This is a genomic window from Xanthomonas dyei, from assembly GCF_002939865.1.
GTDB lineage: Bacteria > Pseudomonadota > Gammaproteobacteria > Xanthomonadales > Xanthomonadaceae > Xanthomonas > Xanthomonas dyei.
On record NZ_MDEE01000001.1, the window covers coordinates 184,725 to 200,437 of the forward strand.

Below are 15,713 nucleotides of genomic sequence, written 5' to 3' on the forward strand. Positions count from 1 at the left end.
AAAACGCCCTCGCTCATGAACGCCATGGTTAAGTTCAGCTAGCGGTTACTTCATGCACTTCTAACAGTCGGAGCTCTCGCATGCGAAATTCCCTGACCGCACATGCCCTGGAGTGGGCGGCCAAACTGCGCTATCCCACCTTGTTCAAGCTGGCAGCCGCGCTGTTCGTGGTGGATGTACTGGTGCCGGATCTGGTGCCATTCGTGGACGAGCTGCTGTTCGGCCTGACCACGCTGCTGCTGGCGAACTGGAAAACCCGCAAGGCACCGCTGCCGGCACCGGTGCGCCGCGACTGATGCAGTTGATCGACAGCCATTGCCATCTGGACGCGAGCGAATTCGACCACGACCGCGCTGCGGTGATCGCGCGTGCGCGCGACGCCGGCGTCATGCAGCAGGTGGTGCCGGCCGTCACCGCAGCCAGCTGGCCGGGCTTGCGCGCGGTGTGCACGCAGGCTCCGGGGCTGCATCCGGCCTATGGCCTGCACCCGATCTTTCTCGATCAGCACCGCCCCGAGCATCTGGAGCAGCTGGCCGAGTGGATCGAACGCGAGCGCCCCTGCGCGATCGGCGAATGCGGGCTGGATTTCTATCTGGAGGGCCTGAACGCGCAGGCCCAGCGCGACTATTTCGACGGCCAATTGCGCCTGGCAAAGCACTACGACCTGCCGCTGATCGTGCACGCGCGCCGCGCCACCGAAGAAGTCATCGCCCGCATCAAGGCCGTTGGCGGCCTGCGTGGCGTGGTGCACAGCTTTGCCGGCAGCCCCGAGCAGGCGCAGCAATTGTGGAAGCTGGATTTCATGATCGGCCTGGGCGGGCCGGTCACCTACCCGCGCGCCAATCGCCTGCGCGGCCTGGCGGCGACCATGCCATTGCAGCACCTGCTGCTGGAAACCGACGCACCCGATCAACCCGATGCCAGCATCCGCGGTGCGCGCAACGAGCCGGCCGCTCTGCGCACGGTCTTGGCGTGCATCGCGCAGCTGCGCGGCGAAGACGCCGAACACATCGCCACGCAGACCACGGCCAACGCACGCGCCTTGTTCGGCTTGCCCGGCTGATCGGGCCCGCCGCCCCGGCAGCGCGCGCAGGCAGTTATGGCGACGCAGCGGCCACCTCGGCCGCCGGCTTGGACGCAGCGGCCTTGGGTTTGAGCAACATCTCCAGCGCCTTGCCGACCGCCACAAACGCGAACGTGCCGGTGATATGCGTGGCCGCGCCCAGCCCGGCACCGCAATCCAGCTTGAGCGTGGCATCGGCATCCAGCTGCGGGCGAATGCCGCACACACTGCCGTCGGCTTGCGGATATTTGACGTTTTCCAGCGAGTACACCGCCGGCACGCCGAAATAGCGCTGCGCATTCTTGGGGAAGTTGAAGTCGCTGCGCAGCTTCTTGCGGATCAGCGCCAACATCGCATCGTGTTCGGTACGCGAGACATCGCGCACGCGCACCAGGGTGGGATCGGTACGCCCGCCGGCGGCACCCACGGTCAGCAGCGGCAGCTTGCGACGGCGGCACCAGGCGATGGTTTCCACCTTGACCCGGAAACTGTCGCAAGCATCGATCACCAGATCCAGGCCATCGCCCAGCAGCGTTTCGATATTGCCGGTGGTGAGAAATGCCTCCACCGCATCGACCTCGATCTCCGGGTTGATCGCGACGCAGCGCTCGGCCATGGCCCGCGCCTTGTTGCGCCCGTACTGCCCGGCCAATGCCGGCAATTGCCGATTGGTGTTGGACACGCACAGGTCGTCGGCATCGATCAGGCGCAGATGCCCGACGCCGGTCCGTGCCAGCGCCTCGACCACCCACGAGCCCACCCCGCCCATGCCGACCACTGCCACGCGGCAGGCGGACAGCCGCTCCACCGTGCCGACTCCATACAGCCGGTCGATACCGGCAAAGCGTTCACGCCATTGTGCTTTCATCGGCCTATTTTACGCGCGCCACCTCCCGCGCGTCCGCCCCATCGCACGCCTTCCTGCCGGAGCAGCTCGCCATGTCCGCCACACCTCCCAACCAATCCCGCGCAGCCCGTTACGCCTTCATGCTGGTGCTGGGTGTGTTGATCGGGCTGATCACAACCGTGATGGTGGCGCGCGTGTTGCAGGCGCGGCGCGACCCGGTGCCCGACAGCCTGATGCATGTGCTGGACTACCAATTGCGCGCCTTGCAGCCACCGTCGGGCGCGGTGTGCACACCCGCGCAGCAACTGGCGCGGCTGCAATCGCTGCGCCTGCTTGCCGACGAACTGGAGCCGGCATTTCCACAGATCGGCGAGGATCGCCGCTTCGGCGAACATGCCCAGGCACTGCGTGTCGCACTGGAGCAGGCGCAGCGCAGCGCACCGTCCGGCTGCGCCGCGTTCGTGCCGATCAAACGGCAGATTTCAGAGGCCTGCGAGGCGTGTCACCGCGACTTTCGATGAGGCTGGATGAAGGCGGCGCTCGGGTTTCGTTAAGCCTGGAGTGATCCAGTTGGCAGACCGTTCACCTGGACCAACACAGGATGACGTCGCCGCGGCCCTGACCGCATTCAGAACCATCCGGAGACATCTCATGAAGACCCGACTGCTTGTTATTGGCCTGGCTGCAACCGCGACCCTGGTCGGCTGCGCCACGTCCCAGCCCCAGTACGGCAGCTATCGCGGCGACCGCGGCTACGACCAGGGAGTTTCGCAGCAGGCACCGCGTTGCGTGGATTGCGGCATCGTCACCCGCATAGACGAGGTCGGCCCCACCCGCACGGCGCCCACCGGCACCGGCGCGGTGCTTGGCGGTATCGTCGGCGCAGTGGCCGGCCGCCAGATTTCCAAGGAAACCGGCGGCAGCAAGGGCAACAAGAATGTGTCGGCCGTGGCCGGTGCCGCCGCCGGCGCGCTGGCGGGCAACGCCATCCAGAACAACGTCACCAGCGAGAGTTTCGACGTGCAGGTGCGCATGGATGATGGCCGCGTCATCGTGGTGAACCAGCGCGACCTGGCCGGCGTGCGCGAAAACGCCTACGTGCGTGTGGTCAACGGCAAGGTGGTACTGCGCTGAGCAGTGGCTGTCGCCAACGTGCAGACAACAAAAAGGCCCGGTAACGGGCCTTTTTGCTGGAGGCGTGATGGATCGCCGTCAGTGCAGTGGTTCAGACCACCTGCACCGCATCGGCCTGCAGGCCTTTTTGACCCTGCACGACGGTGAAACTGACCTTCTGCCCCTCCTTGAGACTCTTGAAGCCCTGGATCTGGATGGCGCGGAAATGGACGAAGACGTCTTCGCCGTTTTCGCGACTGATGAATCCAAAGCCCTTGGCATCGTTGAACCACTTCACGACACCATTCTCGCGTTCGATGTTGGACATCTCGACTGACTCCCGACGACACTGTGATGGACTGGCGGTGGCGGCTGTGATTGCAAGGAGGAAGCGAGGTACAAGGATGTAGCGGATCGGGCGATCTACCGCATCAGGCCACGATTCACGGTGACCTTTGCAAACAGCAGCGGCTGCAACTTAACCCGCGCAAAACCAATTTTCAAGCACCCCTTGCGTATTTTTGTCAAGCCCGAAATAGGACATTTCCAAACCATCATGGACACGACTGTCGTTTATTACGTGCTGGCTGGCGTGCTGGTGCTGGTCGGCCTTGCCGGCGTCATCCTGCCGGCGCTGCCGGGCTTGCCGTTGGTCTTTGCCGGGCTGCTGGTGGCCGCCTGGGCCGACGGGTTCACGCATGTCGGTTGGGTCGCGCTGGTGATACTAGGCCTGATCACCGCGCTGTCCTTTGTCATCGACTTCCTGGCCACCCTGTACGGCGCGCAGCGCGTGGGGGCCAGCAAGATGGCGATGTGGGGGTCGGTGATCGGCGCCATCGCCGGTATTTTCTTCATGCCGATCGGCTTGTTCGTCGGCCCGTTCGCCGGCGCATGGCTGGGCGAGTACTCCCAGACCCGCAAGACCGGCCAGGCCACCAAAGTGGGCTTCGGCACCTGGGTTGGGATCATGCTGGGCACGGCCACCAAGCTGGCGCTGGGCCTGTGCATGCTGGGCGTGTTTGCGGTCGCCTGGTTCTTTTGACGCAGCAGTTAAAGTCCCAAGCCGGCGCATCCGCCGTCGCGCCAGGCGTGCAGAACCCGCAGCAGAGACCTTGCGAGCGTAGCGATACCTTTCTGGTCGACTCGCCGCAGATGTTATGTCTCCGTGTACACACCGCGTATGCAGACGCGACCGTTAAGCTACGCGCCTGACGCGCCTGCCTGGCGCCTACACTCGGCCAGACTGCCCATGCCCAAGCACCGCACCCGTCCCCTGATGCTGATCGCCCTGGCCGCTGCGCCGTTGGCGCATGGGCAGGAAATCGCTCCGCAACCCGCATCGCCGCAGGCCTGTACCTCCGTGACCTCGGATGCCGCGCGCCTGGCGTGCTACGACCAGGCGCTGGGCTACACTCCGCAGGCCGTGCAGGAGGCAGATGCCGCGGCGCAGTTGGCCAAGCAGGCCGCCAAGTCGGAAGACACCCGCAAGATCGACCGCGTGGGCGATTTCTTCCGCGCCGACGGCCAGGACCAGCCGAAAGAAGAAGCGGTCGCCAATGCCGGCCGCGGTTCGCTGCTGGATCGCCGCTGGGAACTGGCCAAAGACTCAAAGCTGGGCACGTTCCAGCTGCGCGGCTACAAGCCGGTCTACCTGCTGCCGGCATTCTGGACCAGCGATACCAACCGGACCCCGCAATCGCCGAATCCGGCCAACTCGGTTAGCATGCCACAGCAGCTGGATAGCGCCGAGTTGAAGTTCCAGCTGAGCTTCAAGACCAAGGTGGTCGAAGACCTGTTCGGCGACAACGGCGACATCTGGATGGGCTATACCCAGAGCTCGCGGTGGCAGGCCTACAACTCCGATGCGTCGCGCCCGTTCCGCGAGACCAATTACGAGCCGGAAGCGATGCTGGTGTTCCGCAACAACTACAGCCTGTTTGGCTGGAAGGGCCGCATGAGCGGCATCAGCCTCAACCACATGTCCAACGGCCGCGAAGATCCGCTGTCGCGTTCCTGGAACCGGGTGATCCTCAACATCGGCCTGGATCGCGAGAACTGGGCGCTGACGTTACGCCCGTGGTTCCGCATCAAGGAAGACCGTGCCGACGACAACAATCCCGACATCGAGGATTACATGGGCCGTGGCGATGCGACCCTGGTCTACAACAAGGACGGCCACGAATTTGCGTTGATCGCGCGGCATTCGCTGCGCGGCGGCGATCGCTCGCATGGCTCGGTGCAACTGGATTACGGCTTCCCCATCACCAACCTGCTGCGTGGCCATGTGCAGGTATTCGATGGCTACGGCGAGAGCCTGATCGACTACAACCACAAGGCAACCTACATCGGCCTGGGCGTGTCGTTGCTGGAGTGGTTCTGAGGGCATCGGCGCTACCAGACGCGCACGTCGCAGATTGACCACGCGCTGGATGGTGTGTCCACGTCAGCGACGCAGCGGATTGCAATAAAAAAGCCGGCAGCGATGCCGGCTTTTTTATCTGTAGCGGTAGCGCAAGTAAAACAAGGACGCCTGAAGAACGTTGCCGACACCCTTGTTTCAGGCGGCGACTCAGACGTCGAAGAAATCCACCTTGCCGTCTTTCAATGTGTAGTACGCGCCCACCACGCGGCATGCGCCTGTGCGCAGCGGTTCGAGCAATGCGGGTTCGGAGGCGTCACGCAGACGATCCACGGTGCGCTTGACGTTCGCCTTTACCGACGCAGCCAGCAGGTCCTCGCCCCCCTTGCTCTTGGCGGCCAGCACGGCCGGGACGATGGGTTCGATCATGGCGCCGATCGCACCGGGGAAGAACGCATTCTGCTCGACCACCGACACGGCCGCCGCCACTGCGCCGCAGCTTTCGTGGCCCATCACCACCACCAACGGCACGCCGAGCTGGCTCACCGCATATTCGATCGAGCCCAGCGCCGTGGTGTCCACGGTATTACCGGCGTTGCGCACGATGAACATCTCACCCAGGCCGCGGCCGAACAGCAGTTCCGGGGGCACGCGCGAGTCCGAGCACGACACCAGGATCACGAAGGGGGTCTGGCCGAGCGCCAGCTCCAGACGCCGCTTGCTATCGGAAATCACTTTCTTGGGACGGTTCTGGACAAATGCGTCATTGCCGTCGCGCAACATCTGCAGCGCCTGTTCGGCGTTGAGGTCGGTCTTCTTGCTCGGCGCGGCACGCAGCGAGAACGGCAACGACGCGGCGGCGGCAGCCACCGGCACGCAACATGCGCATTGCAACAGCTTGCGACGGGAGACGGACTGCAACATGGTAGAGCCCCTGTTCTCTGGTACGTCGCGCGATCGTACACCGCAGCGGGCATAACCCAACGGACGCGACCGGTATTATCGAAAACAAAACTTCGCTTATGCCTGTGCGCAGGTCAGGTCCAGTCGGTCAGCCCTTCGCGCCGATAGGTTTCCTGAAATGCCGGGCGGGCCTTCATCCGCTGCGCATGCGCCTTCAGCGCCGGCCAGGTATCGGTCGCACGCGGCATGTTGCGCGACCAGCGCATCAACATGGTCAGCATGAAATCGGCGGCCGACAGGGTCTGGCCGAGCAGATACGGCCCGTGCGCGTGCAGATGCGCATCGACCTGGGTCCAGGCCGCTTCCAGCTTGTTGCGTGCCTGGGCCTGCGCTGAATCCCCGTGGGCAGCGCCGGCCGGCTCATGCGGGTAGAACCAGGCGCGATAGGCCGGCTGCAAGGTATTGGCGCAGAAAAACATCCACCGGTAGTACGCCGCGCGCTCGGGCGTGGCGACCGGCGGCGCCAGCCCGGCCTGCGGGTAGAGATCGGCCAGATGCATGACGATGGCAGCCGCCTCGGTGAGTACCTGCCCATCCATGACCAGCGTCGGCACCACGCCGGCCGGGTTGAGCGCCAGATACGCCGGCGCCTTTTGCTCGCCGCGTTCGAAATCCAGCGGATGCAGCACGTGGACAACGTCCAGTTCGATCAGCAGCCAATGGACGACCAGGGCGGCGGTACTGGGGGTGTGGTAGAGCGTAGCGGCCATGCGGGTTCTCGGGTCAGTTGGTACAGGCGCGCAGGCAGGCGAGCTTGCGCGGTTCGCAACGATTGTCGTCGCTCTGCTGGGTGCAGTCGAAGACTTGCGCCATGCAGTTGGCCCGTTGCGCCGGATTCTGTACGCCGTCGCAGCGCTTTCCACGCGGCGCTGCCCTGCTGCTGCAACTGGACTCGCTGGGCCGGTCGGCGCGGCATTGTCGGGCGCTGCTGTTGCACTGCGCGATGCAGCGATCCGCAGCCGAGGGTCCGTTGAACCGAGTCGCGGTGTCGTTTGCCTTGAGTGGCTTGCGCTCTGCGAACGGCGCCGGGGCGGCAGGTGGCGGCGCGTAGTTGCGTGAGGGAAACAACACCGTGGGTGCCTTTTGCTGCTGCGCCGCCGAACTCAGGCTCAGGCACAACAACAACGCGATACAGACGAGTCGGAGCATTCCTGTTCTCCTTGGGTTACCGGCCACTGCAGCGAGCATAGCCGGTTCGCGTGGAGCAACGCCGGTCTTCCTCTGTCGAGAGGTCGCAGATGCTCCGCTTCCCGACAGCACTAGACACGCTGCCGACAACCGCCTCCATCTGCATGGTTATCTGCGGCAAACAGTAAGACGCGCCATCCCCTCGCCGCTCCACATGAGCCTGACGACCGCACTGGCGTGCACGGTCGTCAGCCGGATGCAGAAGTGCGGAGAAAACACACCCGCGTGGCCGCGTACGTCTTGCGCCAACTGGCGCAGCCCGCCTTGCTGACGGGCTGCGCAGTCGGTGCTAATGCGGTTATTCCACCACCACCGGAATCTTGCCGATGCGCGACTGCCACAACCGCGGGCCGGTCTTGTGCACCGATTCGCCGGTGGAATCCACCGCCACGGTGACCGGCATGTCCTTGACCTCGAACTCGTAGATCGCTTCCATACCGAGGTCTTCGAAGGCCAGCACGCGCGCAGCCTTGATCGCCTTGGACACCAGATACGCCGAGCCGCCGACCGCCATCAGGTAGACAGCCTTGTTGTCGCGGATCGCATCGATGGCCGCATCGCCGCGCTCGGACTTGCCGACCATGCCCAGCAGGCCGGTTTGTTCCAGCATCTGGCGGGTGAACTTGTCCATGCGGGTGGCGGTGGTCGGGCCGGCCGGGCCCACGACCTCATCGCGCACCGGGTCGACCGGACCAACGTAATAGATGAAGCGGTTGGTGAAGTCGACCGGCAGCGTTTCGCCGCGATTGAGTATGTCGATCATGCGCTTGTGGGCGGCATCGCGCCCCGTCAGCAGCTTGCCGTTGAGCAGGACCACTTCGCCCGGCTTGAAGCTGGCGACTTCTTCGCGGGTGATGGTGTCCAGATTCACCCGACGCGCGTTGGTCGGGTTGTAGGTGAGCTTGGGCCAGTCTTCCAGCGACGGCGGATCCAGCATCACCGGGCCGCTGCCATCCAGGGTGAAATGCGCGTGGCGGGTGGCGGCGCAGTTGGGAATCAGCGCCACCGGCAAGTTGGCGGCATGGGTGGGATAGTCCTTGACCTTGATGTCGAGCACCGTGGTCAGGCCGCCCAGGCCCTGCGCGCCGATGCCGAGCGCGTTGACCTTTTCGTACAGCTCCAGGCGCAGTTCTTCGGCGCGATTGGAGGCGCCACGCGCCTGCAGGTCGACGATGTCGATCGGCTCCATCAGCGCTTCCTTGGCCAGCAGCATCGCCTTTTCGGCGGTGCCGCCGATGCCGATGCCGAGCATGCCCGGCGGGCACCAGCCGGCACCCATGGTCGGCACGGTCTTGAGCACCCAATCGACGATGGAATCGGACGGGTTGAGCATGGCGAACTTGCTCTTGGCCTCCGAGCCGCCGCCCTTGGCCGCAACGATCACGTCCAGATGGTCGCCCGGCACGATCTTGGTGTTGACCACTGCCGGCGTGTTGTCGCGGGTGTTGGCACGCTTGCCGGCCGGATCGGCCAGCACGCTGGCGCGCAGCTTGTTGTCGGGATGGTTGTAGGCGCGGCGCACGCCTTCGTTGACCATGTCTTCCACGCCCATGGTCGCGTCGTCCCAGCGCACGTTCATGCCGATTTCCAGGAACACGGTGACGATGCCGGTGTCCTGGCAGATCGGGCGGTGGCCTTCGGCGCACATGCGCGAGTTGATCAGGATCTGCGCGATGGCGTCCTTGGCGGCCGGCGATTCTTCGCGCTCGTAGGCAGCCGACAGGTTCTTGATGTAGTCGACCGGGTGGTAGTAGCTGATGTACTGCAGCGCATCGGCGACGGACTGGATGAGGTCTTCCTGCTTGATCGAGGTCACGGCTGGCTCTACGGCTGGCGGGGGCAATCCGCGCATTTTAGAGCAAACCGCAGGCGCGACCGGATCTGGCATCAATCGCAGCGATTGATAACTGGAACGCGCGCGATCGCCGGGACGGACTGCGCCGGCCTGCGGTGCCGACACCGCCAACCACGCTGCCAACGACCAGTCCGTGGCGCGATTGCCGGCTGGCGGGCGGGCCAACACTCCGCACCCACGCCGCGCGCGGCACACTAGCGCGATGTCAGCTTCCCGTTCCGGCGCCACTGCGCCCGCCGCTCCCCGTACCGGCCCCACCCTGCGCGAGCGGCTGGATGCGCTGCGTAATCTGCCCCCGTTCCTGCGCCAGATCTGGCAGACCAGCCGCTGGCTGAGCGCCAGCAGCATCGGTCTGCGCGTGCTGCGCGCGTTGATGCCGGTGGCCACGCTGTACATCGGCAAATTGATCATCGACGAGGCGATTCACCTAGTCGGACAGCCGCCGGGGTTCGAGTCCTTTACGCAGGCGCTGGGCAGCGGGCGCTTGAACCGCTTGCTGGAATTGCTGGTAGTGGAACTGGCGCTGGCGATCGGCTCGGACCTGCTCGGGCGCATGGTCGGTTATGCCGATGCGCTGTTGTCGGAGCTGTTCAACAACGCGGCCAGCGTGCGACTGATGGAACATGCCGCCCAATTGGATCTGGAAGACTTCGAAGACCCCGACCGTCAGGACAAGCTGGATCGCGCGCGGCGTCAGACCATGAACCGCATGAACCTGATGAGCCAGTTGTTCGGCCAGGTGCAGGATGCGATCACGGTGGTCAGCCTGGCGGTGGGCCTGGTGGTGTATGCGCCGTGGCTGATCGTGCTGCTGGCAGTGGCGCTGATCCCGGCCTTCATCGGCGAGGCGCACTTCAATGCGCTGGGCTATTCGCTCAACTTCCAGTGGACGCCGGAGCGCCGCCAGCTCGATTACCTGCGCCAGGTCGGCGCCAGCGTGGAGACCGCAAAAGAAGTCAAAATCCTCAACCTGCATCGCTTCTTGATCGCGCGTTATCGACGCCTGGCCGACAAGTTCTTCCAGGCCAACCGCGCACTGGCGCGCAAGCGTGCGGTGTGGGGTGCGGTGCTGGCGGCGCTGGGTACGCTGGGCTACTACATGGCTTACGGCTATATCGCCTGGCGCACGGTGCGCGGGGATTTCAGCATCGGCGACCTGACCTTTCTGGCGGGCAGTTTCCTGCGTCTGCGTCAGTTGCTGGAAGGTCTGTTGATCGGGTTTTCGCAGGTCGCCGGCCAGGCCTTGTATCTGGACGATCTGTATTCGTTCTTCAACATCGTGCCGGAAATCCGCTCGCGCCCCAACGCCTTGCCGGTGCCGCGTCCGATCCGCCAGGGTTTCGTGTTCGAGGACGTGGGCTTCCGTTATCCGGACGCCGAGACGTGGACGGTGCGGCACCTGGATTTCGAACTGCGCGCCGGCGAAGTGCTGGCCCTGGTTGGCGAAAACGGCGCCGGCAAGACCACCCTGGTCAAGCTGCTGGCGCGGCTGTACGACCCCGACGAAGGCCGCATCCTGCTCGATGGGCAGGACCTGCGCGACTACGACCTGGACGATCTGCGCGCCAACTTGGGCGTGATCTTTCAGGACTTCGTGCGCTATCACCTGAGCGTGGGCGAGAACATCGGCGTGGGCCAGGTCGATGCGATGGACGATGCGCCGCGTATCCACGCCGCTGCGCAGCGCGCGATGGCTGGCGAGCTCATCGACAGCCTGCCCGATGGCTACGATCAATTGATCGGCCGCCGCTTCAAGAACAGCGTGGATCTGTCCGGCGGGCAATGGCAGAAGATCGCCATCGCACGCGCCTACATGCGCGATGCGCAGCTGATGATTCTGGACGAACCCACCGCCGCGCTGGATGCGCGCAGCGAGTTCGAGCTGTTCCAGCGCTTCAAGGAGCTGTCGGACAACCGCACTGCGGTGCTGATCTCGCACCGCTTCTCCAGCGTGCGCATGGCCGACCGCATTCTGGTGCTGGCCGACGGACGCATCGAGGCCAGCGGCACCCATGCGGAACTGATGGCGCAGGGCGGGCGCTATGCGGAGCTGTTCGAGCTGCAGGCGGCGGGGTATCGGTGAGGCCGGGAATCGGGAATGGGGAATCGTTAAAAGCGGCGTTGCGGCGGCTGACAGGAACTGAGCCTCCCGATCCTGCAGAGGCCCCAGATCTTGCGGCCCTGCACCCCATTCCCGATTCCCGATTCTCCATTCCCGCCAAATGAGAGTTCATCTCATTTGGCCAGCTTGAGGTAGAATTGCCGGGTACCCCTCCCACGACACTAAACCGGTATGTCTTCCGCTTTCGGCGCCGAAACGGTGCTTGAGGTCCGTCACTGGACCGATGCCTACTTCAGCTTCACCACGACCCGCGATGCCGGTTTCCGCTTCGAAAACGGTCAGTTCGTGATGATCGGGCTGGAAACCGAAACCCGGCCGCTGCTGCGCGCGTATTCGATCGCCAGCGCCAACTGGGAAGAGCATCTGGAGTTCTTCAGCATCAAGGTGCCGGACGGCCCACTGACCTCGCGGCTGCAGCACATCCAACCGGGCGACAAGGTATTGGTCGGCAAGAAGCCCACCGGCACGCTGCTGATCAGCGACCTGCACCCGGGTCGTAACCTGTACCTGCTGGGCACCGGCACCGGGCTGGCGCCGTGGCTGTCGATCATCAAAGACCCGGAAACCTACGAGCGCTTCGACAAGGTGATCCTTACCCAGGGCGTGCGCTTCGTGCAGGATCTGGCCTATCGCGACTACTTCGAGCGCGAGCTGCCGCAGCACGAATTCCTCGGCGACATCCTGCGCGAAAAACTGCTGTATTACCCGGCAGTCACTCGCGAAGCGTTCGCCAATCAGGGCCGGCTGACCGAGCTGATGACCGATGGCCGTATGCAGCAGACGCTGGGCCTGCCGACCCTGGACCCGGCCAACGACCGCTTCATGATCTGCGGCAGCCCGCAGATGCTGGCCGACCTGCGCACCTTGCTGGACGCACGCGGTTTCCAGACCTCGCCACGCATCGGCACCCCGGGGCATTACGTGTTCGAGCGCGCCTTCGTCGAGAAATGATGCAACGTGCGGGGTAGCCGCTACTGCACCACCGTAGGAGCGCACCTGGGCGCGACGAAGCAATCCCGGTAACGCCTCATATCTGGCATGACGCCTCGCATTTTCGGCAACGCTTCGTCGCGCCCGGGTGCGCTCCTACGATCCAGGCACGTTTAAAGGTGGGCATGCGTTTGCTATCTCAGGCTCCTAGCGCACGCTCGATATCGGCGGCCAGCGCCTCCGGCTTGGTGGTCGGCGCATAGCGTTCCAGTACGGTGCCGTCGCGGCCGATCAGGAACTTGGTGAAGTTCCACTTGATCGCCTCGGAGCCCAGCAGGCCGCGTTGTTCGTGCTTGAGCCATTGCCATAGCGGATGCGCGCCATTGCCGTTGACCTCGACCTTGGACGCCAGCGGAAAATCCACCGCATAGTCGAGCGAACAGAACTGCCGGATCTGTGCCGCATCGCCCGGCTCCTGATGGCCGAACTGATCGCACGGGAAACCGATCACCACCAACCCGCGCTCGCGATAACGCTGCCACAACGCCTGCAATCCCGCGTATTGCGGGGTAAAACCGCATTTGGACGCCACATTGACCACCAGCAGCACCTTGCCGGCGTAGTCGGCCAGGGCATGCGGGTGACCGTCCAGGTCGGTGAACTCGAAGGTGGATAGCGCGGTCATCGACAGCTCTCGATAGGGAAGGCGCCAGCCTAACCCAGCCGTATCGGCCCACCACGCCATGCGCGCGCAGAGCTGCCGCTTCCGCCCATGCGACACGGTGCAATGCGCTCCCGCTGCGCATCGATGGCTGCTTGTCTATCTGTGTGCAGGACAACCCCGGCAGCGCGTTCGCGGGTCAGGCGCTGCCGCATGTCCGGATGTGTCGCCAAGCCGTTGCCGGCTCGTCTTGGCGAAGTCACCGCGTGCCAGCGGCCTTGGGTTGTGGCGTCTTCTGTTGCATGGTCGCGTCCGCCAGCCAGCCATGCCTTTTGTCACACGCCTGTCCCGGCGGGCTGGGTTAGCCTCGGCGGTTCGCACTTTGGAGCCACCCTCTTGACCACCCGTCTCGCTTTTGCTCTGGCCGCTTCCCTGGGACTTGCCATGCCGTCCTACAGCATCGCCGCACCCGCCGCCACGCAGGACGCACCCCAAGCCAACCCCTTCTTTGCCGACAGCACGCTGCCGCTGCATTACCCGCAGTTCGACAAGATCAAAGACAGCGACTTCGCACCCGCCTTCGACGCCGGCATGGCCGAGCAGTTGAAGGAAGTGGATAAGATCGCCACCCAGAAAGCCAAGCCGAGCTTCGACAACACCATCGTCGCACTGGAAAAGAGCGGCGCCACGCTCGATCGCGCCACCACGGTGTTCTTCAACCTGGTGGGTGCCGACACCAACGATGCACGCAAGAAACTGCAGGCCGACTACTCGGCCAAGTTCGCTGCGCATCGCGATGCGATTTCGCTCAACGGCAAGCTGTTCGCGCGCATCCAGAGCTTGTACGACCAACGCGCCAAGCTGGGCCTGGATGCACAAGGCCTGCGTCTGGTCGAGAAGTATTACAGCGACTTCGTCCGCGATGGCGCCAAGCTCTCCGATGCCGACAAGACCACGCTCAAGGCGATGAATGCCGAACTGGCCAACCTGGGCACCACCTTCAGCCAGAACGTGCTGGCCGAGGTCAATGCGGCGGCAGTCGTGGTGGATGACGTCAAGCAGCTCGATGGCCTGTCCGACGAGCAGATCGCGTCTGCTGCCGAAGCGGCCAAGGCACGCAAGCTCGATGGCAAGTACGTGATTGCGCTGCTCAACACCACCGGCCAGCCGCCGCTGACCCAGCTGAAGAATCGCGAGCTGCGCAAGAAAATCTATGACGCGTCGGTCTCGCGCGGCAGCCATGGTGGTCAGTACGACAACACCGCGCTGGTGTCGCGCATCATGAAGCTGCGCGCCGACAAGGCCAAGCTGCTCGGTTTCCCGACCTACGCCGCATATTCGCTGGAAAACCAGACCGCCAAGACCCCGGAAGCGGTCAACGCCATGCTCGGCAAGCTGGCACCGGCCGCGGTGGCCAACGCCAAGCGCGAGGCTGCCGATCTGCAGGCGATGATCGACAAGGAACAAAAAGCCGCACGCAAGCCGACCTTCAAACTCGAAGCCTGGGATTGGGCCTACTACAGCGAGAAGGTGCGCCAGGCCAAGTACAACTTCGACGAGTCCCAGCTCAAGCCGTACTTCGAGCTCAAGAATGTGCTGGAAAACGGCGTGTTCTATGCGGCCAACCAGGAATACGGCCTGACCTTCAAGCAGCGTACCGACCTGCCGACCTACCGCGACGACATCACCGTCTACGACGTGTTCGATGCCGACGGCAAGCAGCTGGCGATCTTCCTTGCCGACATGTATGCACGCGAATCCAAGCGCGGCGGCGCATGGATGAACTCATACGTGTCGCAGTCGGACCTGACCGGTTTCAAGCCGGTGGTGGCCAATCACCTCAACATCCCCAAGCCGCCGGCCGGCCAGCCGACGCTGCTGACCTGGGACGAAGTGACCACCATGTTCCATGAGTTCGGCCATGCGCTGCACGGCATGTTCTCCGACGTCAAATACCCGTATTTCTCCGGCACCAGCGTGCCGCGCGACTTCGTCGAGTTCCCCTCGCAGGTCAACGAAATGTGGGCGGATGAGCCATCCATCCTGAAGAACTACGCCAAGCATTATCAGAACGGCACGCCGATGCCGCAGGCCTTGCTGGACAAGGTGATTGCCGCGTCCAAGTTCAACCAGGGTTTTGCCACCACCGAGTATCTGGGTGCGGCGATGCTGGATCAGAACTGGCATCAGATCAGCGCCAACCAGGTGCCCGACGCAGCCGGCGTCATGGCCTTCGAAGCCAAGGCCCTGCAGCAGGACGGCATTGCCTACGCGCCGGTACCGCCACGCTACAAGACCCCGTATTTCAGCCACATCATGGGCGGCTATGCGGCGGGCTATTACGCCTACATCTGGTCCGAAGTGCTGGATGCCAACACCCAGCAATGGTTCAAGCAGCATGGCGGGTTGAGCCGCGCCAATGGCGACCGCTTCCGCCAGACGCTGCTGTCGCGGGGCGGCAGTGTGGATGCAATGGAGCTGTTCCAGAACTTTGCCGGGCACGCACCGCAGATCGAGCCCTTGCTTGAAAAGCGCGGCCTGAGTGCGCAAGGCGGCGATGGCGCAACACCGCAGGCACCGCAGTCCAAGCCGTAATCGGATCTGCGTCACCA

16 protein-coding genes are annotated in these 15,713 nt (G+C 64.2%); 9 read left to right on the forward strand and 7 right to left on the reverse strand.

Annotated features, from left to right (window positions below):
* Positions 1–80 precede the first annotated feature (80 nt).
* Positions 81–296, forward strand: coding sequence for a DUF6116 family protein (locus XdyCFBP7245_RS00810; protein ID WP_104613946.1), 216 nt, complete (start codon positions 81–83; stop codon positions 294–296).
* Positions 296–1,063, forward strand: a complete 768-nt coding sequence (locus XdyCFBP7245_RS00815) for a TatD family hydrolase (RefSeq protein WP_104613947.1) — start codon at positions 296–298, stop codon at positions 1,061–1,063. Before XdyCFBP7245_RS00810 ends, XdyCFBP7245_RS00815 begins: the two co-directional genes overlap by 1 nt.
* 34 nt (positions 1,064–1,097) lie before the next feature.
* Here the strand turns inward: XdyCFBP7245_RS00815 and XdyCFBP7245_RS00820 are convergent, their stop codons facing one another.
* Entirely contained in the window at positions 1,098–1,931 is an 834-nt protein-coding gene (locus XdyCFBP7245_RS00820; protein WP_104613948.1) for a tRNA threonylcarbamoyladenosine dehydratase, read from the reverse strand.
* 71 nt (positions 1,932–2,002) lie between these two features.
* On the opposite strand from XdyCFBP7245_RS00820, the gene XdyCFBP7245_RS00825 reads away from it, so the two are divergent.
* Together XdyCFBP7245_RS00825 and XdyCFBP7245_RS00830 are read left to right on the forward strand one after the other, a co-directional pair.
* The gene (locus XdyCFBP7245_RS00825; RefSeq protein WP_104613949.1) at positions 2,003–2,431 is read left to right on the forward strand and encodes a hypothetical protein; all 429 of its coding nucleotides are present in this window, start codon (positions 2,003–2,005) and stop codon (positions 2,429–2,431) included.
* Positions 2,432–2,561: 130 nt separating this feature from the next.
* Entirely contained in the window at positions 2,562–3,044 is a 483-nt protein-coding gene (locus XdyCFBP7245_RS00830; RefSeq protein WP_104613950.1) for a glycine zipper 2TM domain-containing protein, read from the forward strand.
* Positions 3,045–3,135: 91 nt separating this feature from the next.
* Here XdyCFBP7245_RS00830 and XdyCFBP7245_RS00835 read toward each other — a convergent pair whose 3' ends face one another.
* Positions 3,136–3,351, reverse strand: coding sequence for a cold-shock protein (locus XdyCFBP7245_RS00835; RefSeq protein WP_003483561.1), 216 nt, complete (start codon positions 3,349–3,351; stop codon positions 3,136–3,138).
* Positions 3,352–3,579: 228 nt separating this feature from the next.
* Between XdyCFBP7245_RS00835 and XdyCFBP7245_RS00840 the strand changes: the two genes are divergently transcribed.
* Together XdyCFBP7245_RS00840 and XdyCFBP7245_RS00845 are read left to right on the forward strand one after the other, a co-directional pair.
* A complete protein-coding gene (locus tag XdyCFBP7245_RS00840; protein WP_104613951.1) occupies positions 3,580–4,065 on the forward strand; it encodes a DUF456 domain-containing protein in 486 nt (161 codons plus the stop codon).
* Between the two features lie 207 nt (positions 4,066–4,272).
* Positions 4,273–5,403 carry a phospholipase A gene (locus XdyCFBP7245_RS00845; protein ID WP_104613952.1) on the forward strand — a complete coding sequence of 377 codons (1,131 nt, stop codon included), beginning with the start codon at positions 4,273–4,275 and terminating at the stop codon, positions 5,401–5,403.
* A 189-nt stretch (positions 5,404–5,592) separates the two neighbouring features.
* On the opposite strand, the gene XdyCFBP7245_RS00850 is transcribed toward XdyCFBP7245_RS00845, so the two are convergent.
* The 4 genes from XdyCFBP7245_RS00850 to XdyCFBP7245_RS00865 all read right to left on the reverse strand — a co-directional run bounded on the left by XdyCFBP7245_RS00850 (position 5,593) and on the right by XdyCFBP7245_RS00865 (position 9,349).
* Positions 5,593–6,231 (reverse strand): carbonic anhydrase, encoded by a 639-nt coding sequence (locus XdyCFBP7245_RS00850; protein WP_211287627.1) that lies wholly within the window; start codon positions 6,229–6,231, stop codon positions 5,593–5,595.
* Positions 6,232–6,419: 188 nt separating this feature from the next.
* Positions 6,420–7,055 (reverse strand): glutathione S-transferase family protein, encoded by a 636-nt coding sequence (locus XdyCFBP7245_RS00855; RefSeq protein WP_104613953.1) that lies wholly within the window; start codon positions 7,053–7,055, stop codon positions 6,420–6,422.
* Positions 7,056–7,068: 13 nt separating this feature from the next.
* Entirely contained in the window at positions 7,069–7,533 is a 465-nt protein-coding gene (locus XdyCFBP7245_RS00860; protein ID WP_244907739.1) for a hypothetical protein, read from the reverse strand.
* Positions 7,534–7,831: 298 nt separating this feature from the next.
* The gene (locus XdyCFBP7245_RS00865; protein WP_170068426.1) at positions 7,832–9,349 is read right to left on the reverse strand and encodes a fumarate hydratase; all 1,518 of its coding nucleotides are present in this window, start codon (positions 9,347–9,349) and stop codon (positions 7,832–7,834) included.
* A 241-nt stretch (positions 9,350–9,590) separates the two neighbouring features.
* Here XdyCFBP7245_RS00865 and XdyCFBP7245_RS00870 point away from each other — a divergent pair, with 241 nt between their 5' ends.
* Complete coding sequence (locus tag XdyCFBP7245_RS00870; RefSeq protein WP_104613954.1) at positions 9,591–11,471, forward strand: ABC transporter ATP-binding protein; 1,881 nt, start codon at positions 9,591–9,593, stop codon at positions 11,469–11,471.
* Positions 11,472–11,681: 210 nt separating this feature from the next.
* Positions 11,682–12,461 carry a ferredoxin--NADP reductase gene (locus XdyCFBP7245_RS00875; RefSeq protein ID WP_104613955.1) on the forward strand — a complete coding sequence of 260 codons (780 nt, stop codon included), beginning with the start codon at positions 11,682–11,684 and terminating at the stop codon, positions 12,459–12,461.
* A gap of 178 nt (positions 12,462–12,639) precedes the next feature.
* Here XdyCFBP7245_RS00875 and XdyCFBP7245_RS00880 read toward each other — a convergent pair whose 3' ends face one another.
* Entirely contained in the window at positions 12,640–13,125 is a 486-nt protein-coding gene (locus tag XdyCFBP7245_RS00880) for a glutathione peroxidase (RefSeq protein ID WP_104613956.1), read from the reverse strand.
* Between the two features lie 372 nt (positions 13,126–13,497).
* Here XdyCFBP7245_RS00880 and XdyCFBP7245_RS00885 point away from each other — a divergent pair, with 372 nt between their 5' ends.
* Positions 13,498–15,696, forward strand: coding sequence for a M3 family metallopeptidase (locus tag XdyCFBP7245_RS00885; RefSeq protein ID WP_211287620.1), 2,199 nt, complete (start codon positions 13,498–13,500; stop codon positions 15,694–15,696).
* Positions 15,697–15,713: the final 17 nt, after the last annotated feature.